Source organism: Pelagibacterium halotolerans B2 (assembly GCF_000230555.1).
GTDB classification, from domain to species: domain Bacteria; phylum Pseudomonadota; class Alphaproteobacteria; order Rhizobiales; family Devosiaceae; genus Pelagibacterium; species Pelagibacterium halotolerans.
The window spans coordinates 208,677-228,470 of sequence record NC_016078.1 but is presented as its reverse complement, the minus strand read 5'-3'; the positions used below and the strand labels follow the sequence as shown (position 1 = coordinate 228,470).

Genomic DNA, 19,794 nt, shown 5'->3' with positions numbered 1-19,794 from the left:
CACAAGCCACAGCCCCACCGGGAACCTGCCCGATGGGTCGTTTGCTGCCGGGGCCGTGAGGAAGCGCTAGTTGTCTTCCAGGACGGCCTTGAGAAATTCGCGCGTGCGCTCTTCCTTTGGATCGGTGAACAGATCCTCGGGCTTACCCTGTTCGAGCACCTTGCCGTGGTCGAAAAAGCAGACGCGATCGGAGATCTGCCGCGCGAAATTCATTTCGTGGGTGACCAGGAGCATGGTCAGATCGTGTTCTTCGGCGAGCCGCCGGATGACGCCGAGCACTTCGCCCACCAGTTCGGGATCGAGCGCGGAGGTCGGCTCGTCGAACAGCATGATCTTGGGCCGCATGGCCAGCGCCCGGGCAATGCCCACACGCTGCTGCTGGCCGCCCGATAGCTGGTGGGGGTATTTGTCGGCATGGGCGGTCAGGCCCACCATTTCGAGCAATTCGTCGGCGCGCTCCTTGGCTTCGGCTTTCGAGACGCCCAGAACCTGGGTCGGGGCTTCGGTGAGGTTGCGCCGCACCGTCATGTGCGGAAACAGATTGAACTGCTGGAACACCATGCCCATCTTTTCGCGCATCCTGCGCAGATGGGCTTCGCCGGCGGGCTTGAGGCTGCCGTCATTGGCCTTTTCGTGCCAGAGCGTATCGCCATCGACATAGACCACGCCCTCGGAAATCGGCTCGAGCGTCATGAGGATGCGCAGCACTGTCGACTTGCCCGACCCGGACGGGCCGATGATGGTGACCTTCTCGCCGCGCTGAACCTCGAAGTCGAGTTCGTTGATGACCGTGAAGGCATCGAAGCGTTTGACGACCTTGTCGAACTTGATGATGGGGTCGGTCATTTGAGCGGTATCCCTCTTTTGGGCAGGGCGCGGTCAACGAAGCGCACGCCCGTCGAAGCCACAAGAGTCATGATGAGATAGAGCCCGCCCACCATCGAGAGCGGAATGAGATAGTTGAAGGTGCGGTCGCCGATGATGCGGGCGACGTTGAGCATTTCAAGGACCGTCACCACCGAGAGCAGCGGCACGTCCTTCATGATCGACACCAGATAATTGCCCATGGCCGGAATGATGCGCGGGATGGCCTGGGGCAGGATGATGTGGGTGAAGGTGCGTCCGCCCGAAAGGTTGAGCGCCCGCGCCGCCTCGTGCTGGCCCTTGGCCACGGCCTCGATGCCGGCGCGATAGACCTCCGAGGTGTAGGCCGAATATTGCAGGCCGAGCGCCAGCGCCCCCGTCATGAAGGCCGGGAGCGTGATGCCGAATTCGGGCAGCACGTAATAGAGAAAGAAAAGCTGGATCAAAAGCGGGGTATCGCGCAGGAATTCGGTGACCACGGCTGCGGGCCAGGAGACGATCTTGAGCGGAGCCGCCTTGAGCGCGGCCCAGACCAGCCCCACGACCAGCGCGATGAAAAAGCCCAGAACGGTGGCCTGGATGGTGACCCACAGGCCAAGCAGCAGGATCGGCAGGATGGAGACCGCGAAGGCCCAGTTGGACGAGGTGTCCCATGCAATTCCGAACAGCATCTTGCTACCTCGCTCCGGCGCGCCAGCGGCCAACGAACCGCTCGAGCAGCTTCATCATGGCGGTCAGGACCAGCGCGAGACCGAAATACATCAGCAGCGCCATTGTGTAGATCGTCGTCGAATCCTGGGTGAAATTGCGCAATTGCTCGGCGCGGAAGGCCAGATCGGACAGCGAGATCAGCGAAACGAGCGCTGTGTCCTTCAGGTTCTGGATGGCCAGGTTGCCAAAGGACGGCATCATTTCAGGAATGGCCTGGGGCAGCGCCACGCGCCAGAGCGTCTTGCGCGGGGTGAAATTGAGCGCCTTGGCGGCCTCGTACTGGTCCTTGGAGACCGATTCGATGGCCCCGCGTACCACTTCGGCGCCGTATGCACCGATATTGAGCGAAAGCGCCAGCACCCCGGCAACCACCGGAGGCAATCGAAGGTCGATGCCGATGGCCTGACCGGCGACCGGCAACGCGAAATAGAGCCAGAAAAGCTGCACCAGAAGCGAGGTGCCACGGAAAATCTCGATATAGCCTATCGAAATCGCCTTGATGAGCGGGTTGTGGGCGAGCTTGCCGATGCCAGCGGCGAACGCGAGGATCGCACCGAATATCGTTGAATAGATCGTCAGCTCGACTGTCACCCAAGCCCCTTGCATCAGGGGGTTGAAGTATTGGGTCCACTCCATATGCGATCCCGATTTTGCTTTTTGCGATGAGGGTGAAGCCTAACCAAAGAGCCGGCGGGCACGCGGCCCGCCGGCAGATCAGATCAAAGAACCGAAATTACTCGGTGCAGAGTTCTTCGGTGGTCATGTCGAACGAACGCGAGGTATCGGCATCGGTAAAGCCGTAGCCGGAAACCGAAGCGAGCCATTCGTCGGTCTGCTTGTATTCGGCCAGCACTTCATTGACCGCGTCGCGCAGGTCTTCATTGCCCTGGGCGAACACGAACCCGCCCCAGGAGCGCTGTTCGGTGCCGTCAATGACCGGATCGGTAAAGCCTTCGGCCACTTCCACGTCGTCGCTCTGGCCGGCCAGTTCACTGGCGGTCAGGCCCGTGGCGGCATAAGCGTTGGCGCGACCGGTCGCAACCGTCGAGATCGCGTCGGCGTTCGAGGAGATGGTCACGAGCTGATCTTCGGAAACGCCGAGGGCCTGCATCATGTCGAGCTGGTTGGCGCCGGCCATGATGGCGACGGTCAGATCGGAATTTTCGGCGAAATCGGCATAGCCGCTCAGCCCCTCGGGATTGCCGGCGGGCACCAGAAGACCTTCACCATAGGAAGTGTTGGGTTCCGAATAGATGACCGTGGCGCAGCGGGTGGGGATGATGGCCATTTCGGCGGCGACCATATCGAAGCGGTCGGCCTGCAGGCCGGGGATCAGCGAGGAAAAGTCGGTGGTGATCCACTCGATATCGGTCACGCCGAGCTCTTCGACGATGTGCTTGGCCACATCGGGGCCAGCGCCCATGGCTTCGCCGGACACCGGATCGATATAGCCATAGGGGATTTCGTTGGCGACGGCGATGCGGATCGAGCCGCTTTCCTGAATTTCTTCAAGGCTGGCGGCCTGTGCGGCGCCTGCGACGACGAGCGCTGCGGCGCTGGCGAGCAGGGTTGTCTTGAGGGCCTTGGAAATTGTTGCGTGCATAATGTTCCTGTCCTTTGATATTATCGCTGACATCGTGCGCAGTGCGGAAATTGAGGCCAAATAGGGCTCCAATTCACCTGAAGTCGGGCAGCATTGCCCCCGAAGTCAATTCGGGTACAAAGCCGCCTCATCACTGCCGAACTTGAGCGTCCGCTGCACATAATGCTTTAACACCGGCTAAGGTTGCCAACTTCTGGCCACAAGTCGAGGGACGATACGTCTATAAGGGTGCACTTTGGCAGCAAGATCACCTACGCTGCGGGGGTCAAAATGGAAGGACCGCCCTCATGGAGTGGCTGCATAGTCGTTGGACAAATTTGCCGGACCAGCCCGATCGTGGCGCATAGAGCCGGCGTGTCGGCTGGCTCTTAGTTGAGGATCAGGAGTGGTGCATGGCCGCAAGGGTGACGATGGCAGACGTTCTGGCGGCCCGCCGGCGCATCGGTTCGTTCGTGCACCGCACGGGGCTGACACCGAGCCTGGCGCTCTCGGAGACCACCGGGCAGACCATCCTTTTAAAGAACGAACAGCAGCAATTGACCGGCAGCTTCAAGCTGCGCGGCGCGACCAATGCGGTGCTCTCGCTTTCCGATGAGGAGCGCGGGCGCGGGGTTGCGGCGGCTTCGACCGGCAATCACGGGCGCGCGCTTTCCCACGCCGCCAAGGCGGCCGGCGCGCGGGCGGTGATCTGCATGTCGTCTCTGGTGCCATCCAACAAGGTCGAGGCGATCAAAGCGCTGGGCGCGGAAGCACGGATCGTGGGCAAGAGCCAGGATGATGCGCAAATCGAGGTGGACCGGCTGGTCGCCGAGGAAGGATTTATCGACGTTCCGCCTTTCGACCGGGCCGAGGTGATCGCCGGACAGGGCACGATCGGGCTGGACATTTTGGAGGATGCGCCTGAACTCGACGCGGTGCTTGTGCCGCTTTCCGGCGGCGGGCTGATCGCCGGGGTGGCGCTGGCGATCAAGACGCTTTCGCCCCGAACGCGCGTTATCGGGGTGTGCATGGAGCGCGGCGCGGCCATGGTCGCCTGCCTTGCGGCGGGCAAGCCGGTCGAGATCGAAGAACTCGAAACGCTCGCGGATTCGCTGGGAGGTGGGATCGGGCTGTCCAATCGCTACACCTTTTCGATGGTGCGCGATCTGGTCGATGAAACCATCGTCCTGACCGAACGGGAGATCGCCGAGGCGATTGCGCATGGGTATTTCAAGGAGCGCGAGGTGCTCGAAGGTGCTGCAGCCGTGGGGATCGGGGCGATCCTTTCGGGCAAATTCGTGCCCCAAGGCCCAACCGCGCTGGTGCTGTCGGGCAAAAATATCGACATGAGCGTTCATGCCCAGATCGTTGCGGGGACGCACAAGGCGTTGAGTGAGGCTGCGTGATGGCTGACGTTCAGATTCTCACCGAAACCGATCTGAAAAAGCTCGTGCCACTCGATCTCGAGGCCGTCCAATGTGTCGAGGATGCGTTTGCGGCGCTGGCGGGCGGCAAGGTGGTGATGCCGCCGATTCTGCGGCTCGATATCGCCGAGGCCAATGGCGAGGTGGATGTGAAAACCGCCTACGTGCCGGGGCTCGACAGTTTTGCCATCAAGATGAGCCCCGGGTTTTTCGACAATCCGAAGATCGGGCTCGCCTCGACAAACGGGCTGATGGTGGTTTTGTCGGCAAAGACCGGGTTGCTCGAAGCACTGCTGCTCGACAATGGGTATCTGACCGATGTGCGCACGGCGGCGGCGGGCGCGGTGGCGGCACGGCACCTTTCGCGTGAAAATTCGGAAAGCGCCGCGATCATCGGGGCCGGCATGCAGGCGAAATTGCAGCTCGAAGCGCTGGCGCTGGTGCGGCCGATCAAGAAGGCCGTCATCTGGGCGCGCGACCGGGACAGGGCCGAAGATCTGGCGCGGCACGCATCGCAGAAGCTGAAAATCGCCGCACTGGTGGCCAGCAGCCCCGAGGCGGCGGTGCGCGGCGCCGATATCATCGTAACCACGACCCCAGCCACCGAACCGCTGGTTCTGGCCGACTGGATCGCGCCCGGCCAGCATGTGACCGCCATGGGATCGGACGCCGGGCACAAAAACGAGATCGATCCGGCGCTGGTCAAAAAAGCCGATCTCTATGTCGCCGACCGGTTGAGCCAGACGCGGCTTTTGGGGGAATTGCATCATGCCATAAAGACCGGGTTGGTGGATGAACAGGACAGCTTTGCCGAATTGGGCGATGTGATCGCCGGGACGGCAACGGGCCGGACATCGCAAACGCAGATCACCTTCGCCGATCTCACCGGCACCGGGGTTCAGGATACGGCGATTGCCACCCTGGCCCGGACCCGCGCGCAGCAGAGCGGCGCGGGCACACTTTTTCAGACCTGATCGTCAGGTCTTTTTCTGGAGCGCAAAGGCAAGATGCCCAATACCCGCCTGCCCTTTACCCTGCCCGAATATTACGAGCGCCTGGAGGCCGTCCGCCGGTCCATGCAGACGCAGGGCATTGACGTTCTGATCGTCACCAATCCCTCCAACATGCACTGGCTGACCGGGTATGACGGGTGGAGCTTTTACGTGCATCAGGCGGTGATCGTCTCACTGACCGACGAGCCTTTGTGGTGGGGGCGGCCCATGGATGCGGTGGGTGCCGAAAAAACCACGTGGCTGGCAACGGATTCGATTTATTTCTACCCCGACGATTTCGTCCAGAACCCCGAAAAGCACGCCTATGTGCATCTTTGCGGCGTGCTCAAGGACAAGGGCTGGGACCAGCGTCGGATCGGCGTTGAGATGGACAATTACTATTTCACCGCCGCGTGCCTTGAAACGCTGCGCGCCGAAATCCCCGATGTCGCCATTGTCGACGCCACTTCGGTCGTCACCTGGCAGCGCTCGGTCAAATCGGAAGCCGAAATCGAATATATGCGCCGCGCGGCACGGATCGTTGAAGCGATGCATGCGCGTATTCGCGAAGTGACGCGGCCGGGCCTGCGCAAGAACGAACTGGTCGCCGAAATCTATCACGCCTCGCTGGTCGGGGCCGACGGCTATGGCGGGGACTATTCGGCGATCGTTCCGCTCACGCCTTCGGGCCGCGATGCGGCGGCGGCGCATCTGACCTGGGACGACCGCGAGCTGGTCAAGGGCGAAGGCACGTTCTTTGAAATCGCCGGTTGCTACAAGCGCTATCACTGCCCGATTTCGCGCACCGGCTATCTGGGCAAGCCGCCCAAGGACATGCTCAAGGCGCAGGAAGCCGTGCTCGAAGGCATGGAAGCGGGCATGGCGGTGGCCAAGCCGGGCTATACCTGCGGGGAAATCGCCGACGCGTTTTTCGGGGTGCTCAAGAAGTACGGCGTCGAGAAAACCTCGCGCACCGGCTATTCGGTGGGGCTGTCCTATCCCCCCGATTGGGGCGAACACACAATGAGCATCCGTCCGGGCGACCCCTCGATCCTGCGCACCAACATGGTGTTTCATTTCATGCCGGCCATCTGGACCCCCGAATGGGGGCTGGAGATCACCGAAACCATGCGCATCACCGACGAGGGCGGGCCGGAGTGCCTGGCCAACGTGCCGCGTGAGATGTTTGTGAAGAGTTAGAAGGAAGGCCCCTCACCCCAACCCTCTCCCCAAAGGGGCGAGGGAGTCCCACCGCGGCTTCCCGAACGCTGGCGTTTACCACCGGCGCTACGGCAAACTTAACCCTCGCCCCTCCGGGGAGAGGGTGGCCGGCAGGCCGGTGAGGGGTCTGCTCTCAAAACCTGAAATTTGGAGAAAGCCCTTGGCCCATAGACTGCTCGGTGAAACGCTCGAAATCCTCGCGGACCTGATCGGCTTTGCCTCGGTATCCTCGGAGAGCAATCTCGAAATGATCGCCTATATCAACCATAGGCTCGACCAGATCGGCACGCGCACCTATCTGACGCTGAACGAGACGGGCAACAAGGCCAACCTTTTTGCAACGCTGGGCCCGCCCGAGGCCGATGGCGGGATCGTTCTGTCGGGGCATACCGACGTGGTGCCCGTGGAAGGGCAGGACTGGAGTTCGGACCCGTTTACCGCCACGCTGCGCAACCGGAAAATATACGGGCGCGGGGCATGCGACATGAAGGGGTTCATCGCCTGCGCTTTGGCCTTTGCCCCCTATTTCCAGGAAATCGGGATCAAGCGCCCCATCCATCTCGCCTTTACCTATGACGAGGAGGTGGGGTGCCTGGGCGCGCATGTGATGCTCAACGAGCTCAAGACGACGGGCCGCAAGCCCTCGCTGTGCATCGTGGGCGAACCGACCATGATGAAGATCGTCGAGGGCAACAAGGGGTGCTGCGAATATACAACGCACTTCACCGGGCTCGAGGGCCATGGCTCGATGCCCGACCGGGGGGTGAATGCCGTCGAATATGCGGTGCAATACGTCACCAAGCTGCTCGAAATCGGCGGGGCGCTGAAATCGCGCGCGCCGGGGGGCAGCCGGTTCGATCCGCCCTGGTCGACGATCCAGATCGGGAAAATGGCCGGTGGCATCGCGCGCAACATCATTCCGGGCCAATGTTCGGTGGAATGGGAGTTGCGGCACGTCAATTCGGGCGATTTCGCCTTCACCCACGAGCAGATCACCGGCTTTGTCGAGGATGTGCTGCTGCCCAGAATGGTCGATGTCCATCCCGACGCGGCGGTCATCACCGAAACCATCGGGGAAGTGGCCGGGCTCGAACCAATGACCAAATCGGAAGCCGTTGCGTTGGTGCGGGCCCTGACCGGCAATGAAGACCCCGCCGAATGCGTGGCGTTTTCAACCGAGGCGGGCCTGTTTCAGGAAATGGGCATCGATACGGTCATCTGCGGGCCCGGTTCGATCGAACAGGCGCATAAACCCGATGAGTTCGTGGAGCTGGACCAGTTGAGCGCCTGTCTGGAAATGATCGAGGGGCTGGAAAAGCACCAATAGGGACGCGATTGAGGAAGGCCCCCTCACCCGGGCCTTGCTTCGCAACGCCCGACCTCTCCCCCAAGGAAGAGGTGGTTCCCGGCGCTTGCGGTATTCTTACCTCTCCCTTGGGGGGAGAGAGCCTGCCCTCGACTCGATCGGGGGTCGACGCGAAGCGGCGGGTGAGGGGACCTTTCCTAGCGCCATTCATCGGCGCTCAAGGCCCCTTACCCCAACCCTCTCCCCAGAGAGGGCGAGGGAGTACCGCTGCGGCTTATCCAACGCTGTGGTCTGTCCCACGCGCTTCGGCGAGCTTAACCCGCGCCCCTTTGGGGAGAGGGTGGCCGGCAGGCCGGTGAGGGGCTCTTGAGCGATTGGGTCCTACCGGAACGCCGGAATGACCTCGCGGCCGTAGCGGGCGATGATGTCTTCTTCCTCGCCACTGTCGAGATAGATGTTGAACTGGGTGACTCCCGCCGCTTCCAGATCGCGGATTTTTGCGATGTGGTCTTCGGGCTCGCCGAGCACGCAGAAACTTTCCACGATGTCATCGGTGATGAAATCGAGGTACGGATTATCGGACTGGCCGTGCTTGGAATAGTCATAGCCGCGCCGCGCTTCGATATATGAAGTGAGGCTGGCGGGCACCTTGTCGGAATCCGCTCCGTATTTCTCGACGATATCGGCGACGTGATTGCCCACCATGGCGGGGAACCATTTTGTGGCCTCGATGGCCTTCTTCTTATCTCCGAAATAAGCGGGCGCGGCGGCCATTGAGCGATAATTGGACATATCGCGCCCGGCGGCCTTTCCCGCCGCGATGCACTGGTCAGTGAACCATTTGCACAGGCCGGGTTCTGCGATCTGGAGCACGACGCCGTCGGCGCTTTCACCTGCGGTTTTGAGCGCCAGCGGACCATAGGCGGCGATCCAGCTCGGTATGTCATGGCCCACCGCCCAGGGGAACTGGACGGGATTGGGCACATCGCCATACATCACCTCTTCGCCGCGCACCATGGCGCGGGTTTTGGCAATGAATTCGGCAACGCGTTTGAGGGTCGCCGGCTTGTGGCCCATGACGCGGCGCGAGGAATCCCCGCGGCCCACGGCCAGATCGAAGCGCCCGCCGCTCTGCTTGGCGAGCGAGCCGAACAGCGACGCCGCCACCGACCAGTCGCGCACGTCGGGGTTGGTGACCAGCGGCCCGAACCGCATGGATTTGGTCCATTCCATGCCCATGGCCATGGCCGGGTACGGGTCGCGCCAGAGAATGTGGGAATCGTAGAACCAGCAATAGGTGAACCCGGCATATTCGGCCGCCTGGATCAGATAGCGCGCCCTGTCGTGATCGACAAAACCCTTGAAGGTGATTCCGAATTCCATGATGTCCCTGCCCTGTTGACCCTCGCGCTCCGTTTGCCGCGGAGCAATATTTTGACCAGACGATCAAATTTTTGAACGGCGCGCAAGAGAAATCCGTTACGGTCCATAGGCGATCATCGGGCGGCCCGAGAGAGGGTTATGCACAATCGTCGCCGCAACGCCATAGACGCGCGCCAGAAATGCGGCATCGATGACCGTTTCGGGTGCCCCTTGTGCCACCACCCTGCCCCGATCGAGCGCCACGACATGATCGAACCAGGCAGCGGTCAGGTTGAGATCGTGCATGGTGACGAGAATTGTCAATCCTTCGCCCGCGAGGGTGCGCAGGATTTCCATGACGGCGATCTGGGCCGAAAGGTCGAGGTGGTTGGTGGGTTCGTCGAGCAGCAGCAGACGCGGGGATTGGGCCAGGGCGCGCGCAATGTGCACCCGCTGTTGCTCCCCGCCCGAAAGGGTGGGAAAGCGCCGGGCTGCAAATTCGGTGACCCCGGCGCGGGCCATGGCGCGGGCGGCGATCTCCTCGTCCCCCGTTTCGCTGTCGGCGGCCCACAGGCCCTGATGCGGCAGGCGACCCAGCATCACCACGTCATGGACGTCGATGGGCTGCTCGGTTGCGGCGCTCTGTTCGACCAGCGCGGCGATGCGGGCGCGTTCCCGGCGCGGCAGGGCGTGAAAATCGGCACCCCCGAATGCGATATGGGCGCGCGCCGCCGGCTCGAAGCCGAGGATCACCCGCAGCAGGGTGGATTTTCCGGCGCCATTGGGGCCAATCAGCGCGTTGAGGCGGCCGGGTTCGATGGCAAAGGACACATCGTCGAGGATGGTCTTGCCCTCGAGCGTGAGACTGGCGCTTTGGATGGAAAGGCTCATGTGGCCCGCCTGTTGCGCAGCAGGATGAGGAAAAAAGCCGGCGCGCCGATCATGGCGGTGACGATGCCGACGGGCAGCTCGCGCGGGTCGAACAGGGTGCGGGCTGCCGTATCGGTCCAGACCATGAAAACCGCCCCCGCCAAAGCCGCGAGCGGGAGCAGATGGCGGTGCCGTCCGCCGGCGACCAGCCGCACGGCGTGGGGCAGGATCAATCCGACAAAGCCGATGGCGCCCGAAATCGCGACCAGAACGCCGGTCAGAAGCGCGGTGCCGCCGAGCATGATCCAGCGGGTTTTTTCCACATCGATGCCCAGAGCACGGGCGGCCGTGTCGCCGAAGACGAAGCCGTCGAGGATGCGGCCCGAGGCGATGAGCGGAGCGCCGACCGCGGCCAGCGCCACAAGCGCCAGCCCGGTATCGGACCAGCGCGCCCCGGCCAGCGAGCCCATCAGCCAGGAGAGAATTTCGCGATAGGAATCCCCGGTCGCCGTCCAGAAGATCAGAAACGAGGTGAGCGCGGAGGCGAGCGCGGAAACCGCCAGCCCGGCGAGGATGGCGCGCGATGCGGTGATGGCGCCGAGCGAGCGGGCCAGACCCAGCGTCAGGCCCATGGCGACCAGCGCGCCAATAAACGCCCCGATCGGCAGGAGCAGCGTCGCCCCGATCAGCATCATGGAGACGGCGCCCACCGAAGCGCCCGAGGACAGGCCCAAAAGGTAGGGATCGGCCAGCGGATTGCGCGTCAACGCCTGCATCACCGCGCCGCAAATGGCCAGCCCGGCGCCCACGGCGGCGGCGGCCAGAACGCGCGGCAGACGCAATTCCCAGACGATCCCCTCGCGCAGGCGCGAGACCGGGTTTTCGGCAAGGAGGCCGAGCTTGTGGGCGATCACCGCCCAGACCTCGCCGGGAGAAATATCGGCAGGACCGATGGTTACGGCGACGATGAGAGATACCCCGAGCGCCAGCGCCAGCCCCGCCAGCCCGGCCTGAAACTTCAGCCGCCGCAAGGCGGCGGGCGTCAGGGCGGAAAGGCCGAGCGGGGCGGCGACCATGGCTAAAAATCCAGCTCCTGCAATTGCCGCGCCAGATCGGCGGTGGCGGGGATGGAGCGGATGCCCGGTTCGGCGGCGGGGAAGGGGATGGTGATGTAGCGCTCGTTTAAGACGGCGCTCAGGTTCGCGGTCGCCGGATTGTCATTCAAAAGCGTGATCTTCTGGGTGACCGAATTCCACGCGGCATCGACGAGGATCATCACGTCGGGGTCCTCGTCGACGATGGCTTCCCAACTGGCAGAGGTCCAGGTGTCATCCACGTCGGCAAAGATATTGGCGATGCCCAGTGCCTCCATGGTCATCTGCGGGCCGCCGAGACCGGCCCCCACATAGGGCGTTGACGTGGCCGAGGAATACCAGAGACCGGTCAGGTTTGAGGTGGGCTTGATCTCTTCGAGCATTGTGCGCTGCTCGGCCACCAGTTGGGTGGCACGATCCTCGACATCGAAAATTAAGCCCATTTCGACGATCTGGTCGAACACGTCTTCAAACGAGAGCTTTTCCGGCGTGCCTTCCGAGCGGCAGGCGGTCGGCGCGACATAGGTGGCAACGCCGAGCGCATGCAGGCTGTCGCGTGTCCCAGCCCCATCGGCGGCAAAGCTTGATTCCCAGCCGCCATAGACAAAATCGGGCTCGGCTTCGAGGACCACTTCCTGGGAGGGAACGCGATCGGCAAGGACAGTCAAAGGGGACGCAGGCGCCCATTCATCGGGCACCGGGCCGTCCTGAAAGCCGACGCCGACAATCCTGTCACCAAGTCCGAGAGCGAGGAGGAGTTCGGTGGCGGTCGACTTGATGGTCACGACCCGTTCGGGCGGCGCATCGAAGGTGACGGTCGTGCCGCAGTTTTCGATGGTGAGGGGATAGTCGGTGGCGAGTGCGGGGGATGAGAGGGCCGCGGCGAACAAGAGACCGGAGAGTGCCGCAATGGCCATGCCCCCCCGCTTGAGCCGGAGCGGCGACGGGCGCTGGGCATGACCACGCACCTCACCTGTCACCCCGGCCCCGAGCCGGGGTCCAGTAAGCGGCAGAGTTTGCGATTTTGCCGGAGCGCTGCCGTGTACTGGATTCCGGGTCGCGCCCGGGATGACGGCGGTGTCTGGAACGAGCGCTGAGCCCCCCTCATCCGACCGCTTCGCGGCCACCTTCTCCCCCAGGGGGGCGAAGGAAATAAGGGCGCCGACGTCGCGGCAGGAGCCCCCCTCGCCCCTCCGGGCAGAGGGGCCGGGGGTGAGGGGCCAGCCACGCGATCGGACGAAAGACAAAATGCTCATTTCACCTTTTCCTTTTTCGCCGCCAGCTCGCGCATCGCAGCCTCATAGCCCCGCTTATAGGCCTCGGTCGAGCCGAAGCGGAACATATCGTCTTCGCCCAGCCTTGCCAGGGTTTTGGCGCCGGGGCTTTCGGGGTCGATTACAAGTTTTCCCAAGCCCCGTGCTACCGCCACGGGCATGCGGGACGCCTTGCCCTTGACCAGATCGGCGGCGGCGGCGAGCTCGTCGGCAAGCACGGTGACCGTTACGCTCAATGGCCGGCCATTGGCATCGACGCCACCGCGCAGATCATCGACCAGTTGCACGCCCGCCGCGCCGATGGCGGCATCGGTCTGGCCAACGCGCCAGGGGCGACCGAGGGTATCGGTGATGATGAGGCCGAGCCTCTTGCCGGTCTTTTCGCGCAGGGCGCCGCAGAGCGCCCGGGCCGAGGCGTCGGGGTCGCGCGGCAGGCGCAGGGCGAGACCATCGGGGACGTTGGAGGTGTCGAGCCCGGCGGCGGCCATCACAAGCCCCTGCCGGGTTTCGACGATTTTGGTGATCCCGCCCGCATGGGCGCGCTCGGCAACGATGCGGACCGTATCTTCTTCAATGGCCAGTTCGCGCGCCGCGATAGGCACCTGCATGCCTTCGGCCTTGGAGACGATCTTGGACGTGACGATCAGGATATCGCCATCGGCCAACGCAGCGTCGGGATCGGAAGCGGCCATGGCGTCGATGGCGCCTGAAATCAGCGCGACCAGATCGTCGCCCCGCCCGATTTCCGGGATGCCCTCTATTCCCCAAAGTGTCAGTCGGTTGGCCATCAGCGCTTCTTGAGTTTTGGCAGCACTTTTTCGGCGAACACATCGATCCATTCGCGCTGGTTGCGGCCCACATTGTGCAGATAGATGCGATCGAAGCCGAAATCGGCGAATTTTTCGATATGTTCAAGATGCTCGTCGGGATCGGGCGAAATCACCATCCTTCCCTTGAAATCCTCAGGGCGGACCAGCTTGGCCATCTGCTCGAAATCGAACGGAGAGCGGATGTCGGCCTTGGGGAATTTCATGCCGCCATTTGGCCATTCGGTCATGGCGTTGGCCAGTGCTTCCTCATAGGTCTCGGCCCAGCTCAGGTGAAGCTGGAGCACCTTGGGCATGGTGTCGGGGTCCTTGCCCGCCTCGCGCGCCCCTTCGGCGAACTTTTCAAACAGCATCTCGATCTTGCCGAGCGGTGCGCCGACCGTGATGATGCCATCGGCGAATTTTCCGGTTTTTCTGGCGTTGAGCGGTCCGGCGGTCGCGACGAGAATTTCGGGCGCGGTTTCAGGCATGGTCCACAGCCTTGTGGATTCCATGCGGTAATACTCGCCCTTGTGTTTGGTGTCCTTGCCGGCGGCCGAATTCTCGAACAGTTTCTTGATGATCTGGACGGCCTCGAACATGCGGGCCGAACGCTCGCCCACATCGGGCCAGTATTGGGCCAGGAAACTTTCATTGAGCGCCTCGCCGGCCCCTACCCCGAGCCAGTGGCGATTGGAGTACATGGCGGCCAGCGTGGCCGAAGCCTGCGCCACCATGGCAGGGTGCCAGCGGAACGTGGGGGTGGTGACGCCGGGGCCCATATCGCCCCTGGTGCGCTCGCCGATGGCGGTCAGGACATTCCACACGAAGGCCGAATGGCCCTGCTGGGGCACCCAAGGCTGGAAATGGTCGGCAGCCATGGCGCCGTTAAAGCCCTTTTGCTCGGCATATTCGGTCAGCTCCACGCAATCGCGCGGGTGAAACTGCTCGAGCATCACCGCATAGCCGATCAACCCCTGTTGTCCCGATTTGAAAACGGACATCGACGCGACTCCCCTTGGCTTTGCGATCAGTCAATCACAAAGCCGGAATGAGCAACAGGGGGATTTTTGACCTTTTGGTAAAATTTTTCATGGGGAAGAGAACAGATTCGCTCCCCTCGCTGTCCCGGACCTGATCCGGGACCCAGTAAACGGAAGCGCGGCGATTGCTCGCGGGCGCGGAGCGTACTGGCCCCCGGCTCAAGGCCGGGGTGACAATTGGTGCAGCAGGCCAGTCCTACTCGATAAATGCTTCTACCTTGGAAATCGCGCCCAGCATACAGGCGTCGGCCACCAATTGCAGCGAGGCGATATCGACGTCGCTTTCGCCGCTGGCCAGAAGCGCGGCCAAATGGGCGTAGATGCCGTCATATTCTGTGTCGTCGGCAGCCAGTTGGGTTTGGCCATCGATCCTGAGCACCGATCCGCCGCCTGAGAGTTCGAGCAGCCCCGCATCGGTCTTGACCGTGATGTCCCAGGTTTGCGGGCCCTCCTGGCGCCAGTCGAAATCGGCGGTGACGGTGTGGCCGGTGACCGCAACGAAATCGATTTTTGCCGCGATGGGGGTCTGGCGGTTTTCGGGGACCTCAAGCACCGCGCCAGTCACCAGAACGGGTGCGGGCAGGATATGGGTGAGGATCGAGAGCGCGTTGATGCCGGGATCGAACACGCCCATGCCGCCGGGCTCCCAGATCCAGTCCTGACCAGGATGCCAGCGGCGCACATCCTCGCGCCAGACGATCTCGACGCTTTTAATGGTTTTGTCGGCCAGCCAGGCGCGCGCCGGTTCGACGCCCTGCGCATAGCGCGAGTGCCATGTGGCAAACAGGGTTACCCCGTGCTTTGCTGCCAGATTTTTGAGCCATTCGACTTCGGCCACCGTGGCACCGGGCGGCTTTTCCAGCAGCACGTGGCGGCCGGCGCGGATGGCGGCTTCGGCGTATTGCCGGCGCACTTGCGGCGGGGTGCACAGCGCCACGGTTTCGATATCGGGGCGGGCCGCGAGCATGTCATCGAGGGTGGTGAAATGATCGACGCCCTCGAGCTCGGCATTGCGCGAGACGATGGCAGCGAGCTCGAAGTCAGGATTTTTGGCAATCGAGGGCAAATGCTGGTCGCGGGCGATCTTGCCCAGCCCGACAATGGCAATCTTGTGAACCATCAATGGGAATCCCTGCCCACCGCGCTGCCGCGCGCGCCTTTGAGAAAATCGAAATCGGCGCCGGTATGGGCCTGATCGACGTGATCGAGGAACATTCTGGCATAGCCCGAATCCGGCTGACCGGGCAGCGGGGACCAATCGGCCAGCCGAGCGGCGATTTCGGTGTCGGGGACGTCGAGATGGATGGTGCGGTTGGGCACGTCGATGGAAATCATGTCACCATTGCGGACTGCTGCCAGCGGTCCGCCCACCGCCGCTTCGGGCGAGGTGTGCAGGATCACCGTGCCATAGGCGGTGCCCGACATGCGGGCATCGGAAATGCGCACCATGTCCTTGATCCCCTTGCGCAGCACTTTTGGCGGCAGGCCCATATTGCCCACCTCGGCCATGCCGGGATAGCCCTTGGGGCCGCAGTTTTTCAGCACCATGACGCAGGTCTCGTCGATATCGAGCGCCTCGTCGTTGATCCTGGCCTTATAGTCGTCGATGTCCTCGAACACCACGGCGCGGCCGGTATGAACCATCAGATGCGGGCTGGCCGCCGAGGGCTTGAGCACACAGCCATTGGGCGCAAGATTGCCCTTGAGAACCGCGATGCCGCCATGGCTGGTCAGGGCCCTGTCGACGGGACGGATGACGTCCTCGTTCCAGTTGCGGGCATTGGCGATTTCCTCGCCCATGGTGCGGCCCGAAACGGTCAGCGCATCGCCGTGGAGCTTTTTGCCGTCGAGCAGGGATTTGAGAACGACCGGCAAGCCCCCGGCATAGAAGAACTCTTCCATCAGATATTTGCCCGAGGGCATCAGATTGACGATGGTGGGAATGTCGCGGCCCAGCCGGTCCCAATCGTCGAGCCCGACATCGACGCCGACACGGCCGGCCAGCGCCAGCAGATGAACCACCGCATTGGTCGAACCGCCAATGGCGCCATTGGTCATTATGGCGTTTTCGAACGCTTCGCGGGTGAGGATATCGGAAGGTTTGAGATCGTCTTTCACCATATCGACGATGCGGCGGCCCGTCAGTTGCGCCATGACGCGACGGCGACTGTCGACGGCGGGGATGGCCGCATTGCCCGAAAGCGCCATGCCCAGCGCCTCGGCCATCGAGGCCATTGTGGAGGCGGTGCCCATGGTGTTGCACGAGCCCGAGGACCGGCTCATGGCCTGTTCGGCTTCGAGGAAATCCTCCTGGCTCATTTCGCCGGCCTTGATCGCTTCGCTCATCTGCCACAGCGCGGTGCCCGAGCCGACTCGCTCGCCCCGGAACCAGCCATTGAGCATGGGGCCGCCGGTGACGACGATCGAGGGGATATCGGTCGAAGCCGCGCCCATCAGCAGTGAGGGGGTGGTCTTGTCGCAGCCGACCAGCAGCACGGCGCCGTCGATGGGCTGGCCGCGCATCACCTCTTCCACCGCCATGGCGGCGAGGTTGCGGTACATCATGGCCGTGGGCCGGAAGGTGTTTTCCGAAGCCGAAAACACGGGCACTTCGAGCGGAAAGCCACCGGCTTCCCAGACGCCCGCCTTCACCTTTTCGGCCAGTTCGCGCAGATGCCCGTTGCAGGGGGTGAGGTCTGACCAGGTGTTCAAAATCCCGATCACCGGACGGCCGTCGAACAGGTCGTGCGGATAGCCCTGATTTTTCAGCCACCCGCGATGATAGATGCTGTCACGCGAGGTGCCGCCATACCATTCCTGCGAGCGCAGCTTGCGCGGCCATTGGGCCTTTTCAAATGCCATTGCCCTGCCCTCTCTACAACGTCCGGACCGCGACCGGCGCGTCGGCGGGGCGTGTCTTGTCGATGGCGAGCGGGTTTTTGAGCGGCAGGCCGAAGGGGGCGGCTTCGATTTCGAAGATGTCGCCTTCCTGAGTGCGGATGTCGTCGGCAAAGCTCAGTGTCGCCGTGCCGAACATATGGACATGCACATCGCCGGGCTTGCGGAAGATTTCATATTTGAAGTGGTGGTGTTCGAGATTGGCCAAGGTGTGGCTCATATTGTCCTCGCCGGATACAAACGGCTTTTCCCACAGCACAGCGCCATCGCGGATGACGCGCGAGGTGCCCTCGATATGGGCGGGCAATTCGCCAACCAGGATCTCCGGGCCAATGGAGGCGGGGCGCAGTTTCGAATGCGCGAGATAGAGGTAGTTCTGCCGCTCGGTCACGTGGTCGGAAAATTCATTGGCCAGCGCAAAGCCGATCCGGTGCGGCACGCCTTCATAGGAGACGATATAGATGCCGGCGATTTCGGGCTCCTCGCCCGCATCGAGCGCAAAGCCCGGCGAGATGATGGGCTTGCCCGGCCCCACCAGCGCGTGGCCATTGCCCTTGTAGAACCATTCGGGCTGCACGCCGGTCTTGCCGCCAACCGGCTTGCCGCCCTCGACACCCATGCGGAACATCTTCATGGAATCGGTGATGGTTTCATCGGCGCCAGCCTTGTGGTGCATGGCGTTGCGCGTTGCTGCCGAACCCAGATGGGTCAGCCCGGTGCCGGTCAGGTGCAGCCGGGTGGGATCATCTGGAGTGATCGGAGCGAGAACCCGGCCCTCGGCATAGGCGGCCTCCAGATCGATGCTGTCGCCCAAGCCATGTTCGGCGATCAGCGCGGCCAGAGCCATGTCCTTGGCGATGGCGCGCCTCGCAATACCGAGAATGGAATCGGCGCCATTGACGATCCTGGCATCGTCACCCTCGCGCGCCACGACGCGCTGGGAACCGCTGGTATCGAGAATCTGGGAGAGCAGCACTTCAATTAACTCCGGAAAGGGGGATAGACCGGCGCGCGTTGGGGCGCGCCGGGAAGGTCAGGCGGCCTTGTTCTTGTTGTAAACGTCGAAGATCACGGCAGCGAGCAGGACCAGGCCCTTGATCATCTGCTGCCAGTCGATACCGATGCCCATGATCGACATGCCGTTGTTCATCACCCCCATGATGAACGCGCCAATCACCGCACCGACAATGGTGCCGACACCGCCGGCCATCGAGGCGCCGCCGATGAAGACGGCGGCGATGACGTCGAGCTCGAAGGTTTCGCCGGCCTTGGGCGTGGCCATGTTGAGCCGGGCCGCGAAGACGAGGCCAGCCAGCGCGGCCAGCATGCCCATATTGGCGAACACGAGGAAGGTGAGGCGTTCGGAATTAATGCCCGAAAGTTTCGCCGCCTTCTGGTTGCCGCCCACCGCATAGATGCGCCGGCCGATGGTGGTTTGCTTGGCCACGAAACTGTAACCGGCGATCAGCACCGCCATGATGATGAAAACGTTGGGCAGGCCCCGCGAAGTGGCCAGAAGATAGACGAGATAGACCACCGCTCCGGCGACAAGAATGTTGCGGCCGGTGAAGAACGCAAAGGGCTCGTCGGGCGTGCCGTGTTTTGCTTCTTTGGCGCGGGCGCGCACCGAGAGCAGAACGAGGATGGCCGCGGCGGCCACGCCCAGGACCATCGAGAGCATGTGCATGCCTTCGACCGAAAACAGGTCCGGGATGAAGCCCGACGCGATCAGCCTGAATTCATTGGGGAAGGGTCCGATGGACTGGCCCTTCAGGAGCACCATCATCAGCCCCTTGAACACCAGCATGCCGGCGAGGGTCACGATGAAGCTGGGGATTTTCCAATAGGCGATCCAGTATCCCTGGATGGCCCCGATGGCCGCGCCGATCAGAAGGCAGATCAGCGCCGCGGGCACGAAATGGATATCGAACTGCACCATCAGCACCGCTGCCAGCGCGCCGACGAACCCCATGACCGAGCCGACCGAGAGGTCGATATGGCCGCACACGATGACCAGCAGCATGCCCACCGCCATGATGACGATATAGGAGTTCTGGAGCACCAGATTGGTGACGTTTGCCGGGCGCAGCAGGATGCCGTCGGTGGCGATCTGGAAGAACACCACGATGGCGATCAGGGCGAACAGGATGCCGTATTCGCGCAGATGGGTCTTGAGATAGGTCACAAAAACCGACTGGCCGCCGGTTGCGGACGAGGATTGGGTGAGGTCGGTCATTGTGGTGTTCCGTTGGTGTGTCGGTTTGCGGAGAGGCCTTTAGCTGGACCCCGGGAATAAATCCCGGGATGACAGGCTTGAGAGGTGGCACGGCAGGGGACAAAATCCATC

At 62.8% G+C, this 19,794-nt stretch carries 18 protein-coding genes; 4 read left to right on the top strand and 14 right to left on the bottom strand.

The window, feature by feature from the left end; genetic code table 11:
• Positions 1-66: 66 nt before the first annotated feature.
• The 4 genes from ehuA to ehuB form a co-directional block, all read right to left on the bottom strand.
• A complete protein-coding gene (ehuA, locus tag KKY_RS01130) occupies positions 67-846 on the bottom strand; it encodes an ectoine/hydroxyectoine ABC transporter ATP-binding protein EhuA (RefSeq protein WP_014129429.1) in 780 nt (259 codons plus the stop codon).
• The gene (gene ehuD / locus KKY_RS01125) at positions 843-1,535 is read right to left on the bottom strand and encodes an ectoine/hydroxyectoine ABC transporter permease subunit EhuD (protein WP_014129428.1); all 693 of its coding nucleotides are present in this window, start codon (positions 1,533-1,535) and stop codon (positions 843-845) included. The genes ehuA and ehuD overlap by 4 nt, the downstream gene beginning before the upstream one ends.
• 4 nt (positions 1,536-1,539) lie before the next feature.
• Positions 1,540-2,211 carry an ectoine/hydroxyectoine ABC transporter permease subunit EhuC gene (gene ehuC / locus KKY_RS01120; protein ID WP_014129427.1) on the bottom strand — a complete coding sequence of 224 codons (672 nt, stop codon included), beginning with the start codon at positions 2,209-2,211 and terminating at the stop codon, positions 1,540-1,542.
• Between the two features lie 97 nt (positions 2,212-2,308).
• Positions 2,309-3,178 carry an ectoine/hydroxyectoine ABC transporter substrate-binding protein EhuB gene (gene ehuB, locus KKY_RS01115; protein WP_014129426.1) on the bottom strand — a complete coding sequence of 290 codons (870 nt, stop codon included), beginning with the start codon at positions 3,176-3,178 and terminating at the stop codon, positions 2,309-2,311.
• Between the two features lie 392 nt (positions 3,179-3,570).
• Between ehuB and eutB the strand changes: the two genes are divergently transcribed.
• The 4 genes from eutB (at position 3,571) to argE (ending at position 8,121) form a co-directional block, all read left to right on the top strand.
• Positions 3,571-4,563: a hydroxyectoine utilization dehydratase EutB gene (gene eutB, locus KKY_RS01110; protein ID WP_014129425.1), complete on the top strand. Its 993-nt coding sequence runs from the start codon at positions 3,571-3,573 to the stop codon at positions 4,561-4,563.
• A complete protein-coding gene (gene eutC, locus KKY_RS01105) occupies positions 4,563-5,555 on the top strand; it encodes an ectoine utilization protein EutC (RefSeq protein WP_014129424.1) in 993 nt (330 codons plus the stop codon). The genes eutB and eutC overlap by 1 nt, the downstream gene beginning before the upstream one ends.
• Before the next feature lie 33 nt (positions 5,556-5,588).
• Complete coding sequence (locus KKY_RS01100) at positions 5,589-6,773, top strand: M24 family metallopeptidase (RefSeq protein WP_014129423.1); 1,185 nt, start codon at positions 5,589-5,591, stop codon at positions 6,771-6,773.
• 181 nt (positions 6,774-6,954) lie between these two features.
• Positions 6,955-8,121 (top strand): acetylornithine deacetylase, encoded by a 1,167-nt coding sequence (gene argE, locus KKY_RS01095; RefSeq protein WP_014129422.1) that lies wholly within the window; start codon positions 6,955-6,957, stop codon positions 8,119-8,121.
• A gap of 360 nt (positions 8,122-8,481) precedes the next feature.
• Here argE and KKY_RS01090 read toward each other — a convergent pair whose 3' ends face one another.
• From KKY_RS01090 to mmsB, 10 genes are all read right to left on the bottom strand, one after another.
• Positions 8,482-9,483, bottom strand: a complete 1,002-nt coding sequence (locus KKY_RS01090; RefSeq protein WP_014129421.1) for a TIGR03842 family LLM class F420-dependent oxidoreductase — start codon at positions 9,481-9,483, stop codon at positions 8,482-8,484.
• A gap of 96 nt (positions 9,484-9,579) precedes the next feature.
• Positions 9,580-10,353, bottom strand: coding sequence for an ABC transporter ATP-binding protein (locus KKY_RS01085; protein WP_014129420.1), 774 nt, complete (start codon positions 10,351-10,353; stop codon positions 9,580-9,582).
• Positions 10,350-11,408 carry a putative F420-0 ABC transporter permease subunit gene (locus KKY_RS01080; protein WP_014129419.1) on the bottom strand — a complete coding sequence of 353 codons (1,059 nt, stop codon included), beginning with the start codon at positions 11,406-11,408 and terminating at the stop codon, positions 10,350-10,352. Before KKY_RS01080 ends, KKY_RS01085 begins: the two co-directional genes overlap by 4 nt.
• A gap of 2 nt (positions 11,409-11,410) precedes the next feature.
• Positions 11,411-12,343 (bottom strand): putative F420-0 ABC transporter substrate-binding protein, encoded by a 933-nt coding sequence (locus KKY_RS01075; RefSeq protein ID WP_014129418.1) that lies wholly within the window; start codon positions 12,341-12,343, stop codon positions 11,411-11,413.
• Positions 12,344-12,678: 335 nt separating this feature from the next.
• The gene (gene cofE / locus KKY_RS01070) at positions 12,679-13,488 is read right to left on the bottom strand and encodes a coenzyme F420-0:L-glutamate ligase (protein ID WP_014129417.1); all 810 of its coding nucleotides are present in this window, start codon (positions 13,486-13,488) and stop codon (positions 12,679-12,681) included.
• A complete protein-coding gene (locus KKY_RS01065; protein WP_014129416.1) occupies positions 13,488-14,510 on the bottom strand; it encodes a TIGR03557 family F420-dependent LLM class oxidoreductase in 1,023 nt (340 codons plus the stop codon). Before KKY_RS01065 ends, cofE begins: the two co-directional genes overlap by 1 nt.
• Positions 14,511-14,745: 235 nt before the next feature.
• Positions 14,746-15,669 carry a Gfo/Idh/MocA family protein gene (locus tag KKY_RS01060; protein WP_014129415.1) on the bottom strand — a complete coding sequence of 308 codons (924 nt, stop codon included), beginning with the start codon at positions 15,667-15,669 and terminating at the stop codon, positions 14,746-14,748.
• A complete protein-coding gene (araD, locus tag KKY_RS01055; protein WP_014129414.1) occupies positions 15,669-17,411 on the bottom strand; it encodes an L-arabinonate dehydratase in 1,743 nt (580 codons plus the stop codon). Before araD ends, KKY_RS01060 begins: the two co-directional genes overlap by 1 nt.
• Positions 17,412-17,424: 13 nt before the next feature.
• Positions 17,425-18,423 (bottom strand): AraD1 family protein, encoded by a 999-nt coding sequence (araD1, locus tag KKY_RS01050; RefSeq protein ID WP_014129413.1) that lies wholly within the window; start codon positions 18,421-18,423, stop codon positions 17,425-17,427.
• Between the two features lie 57 nt (positions 18,424-18,480).
• The gene (gene mmsB, locus KKY_RS01045) at positions 18,481-19,683 is read right to left on the bottom strand and encodes a multiple monosaccharide ABC transporter permease (protein WP_014129412.1); all 1,203 of its coding nucleotides are present in this window, start codon (positions 19,681-19,683) and stop codon (positions 18,481-18,483) included.
• Positions 19,684-19,794: the final 111 nt, after the last annotated feature.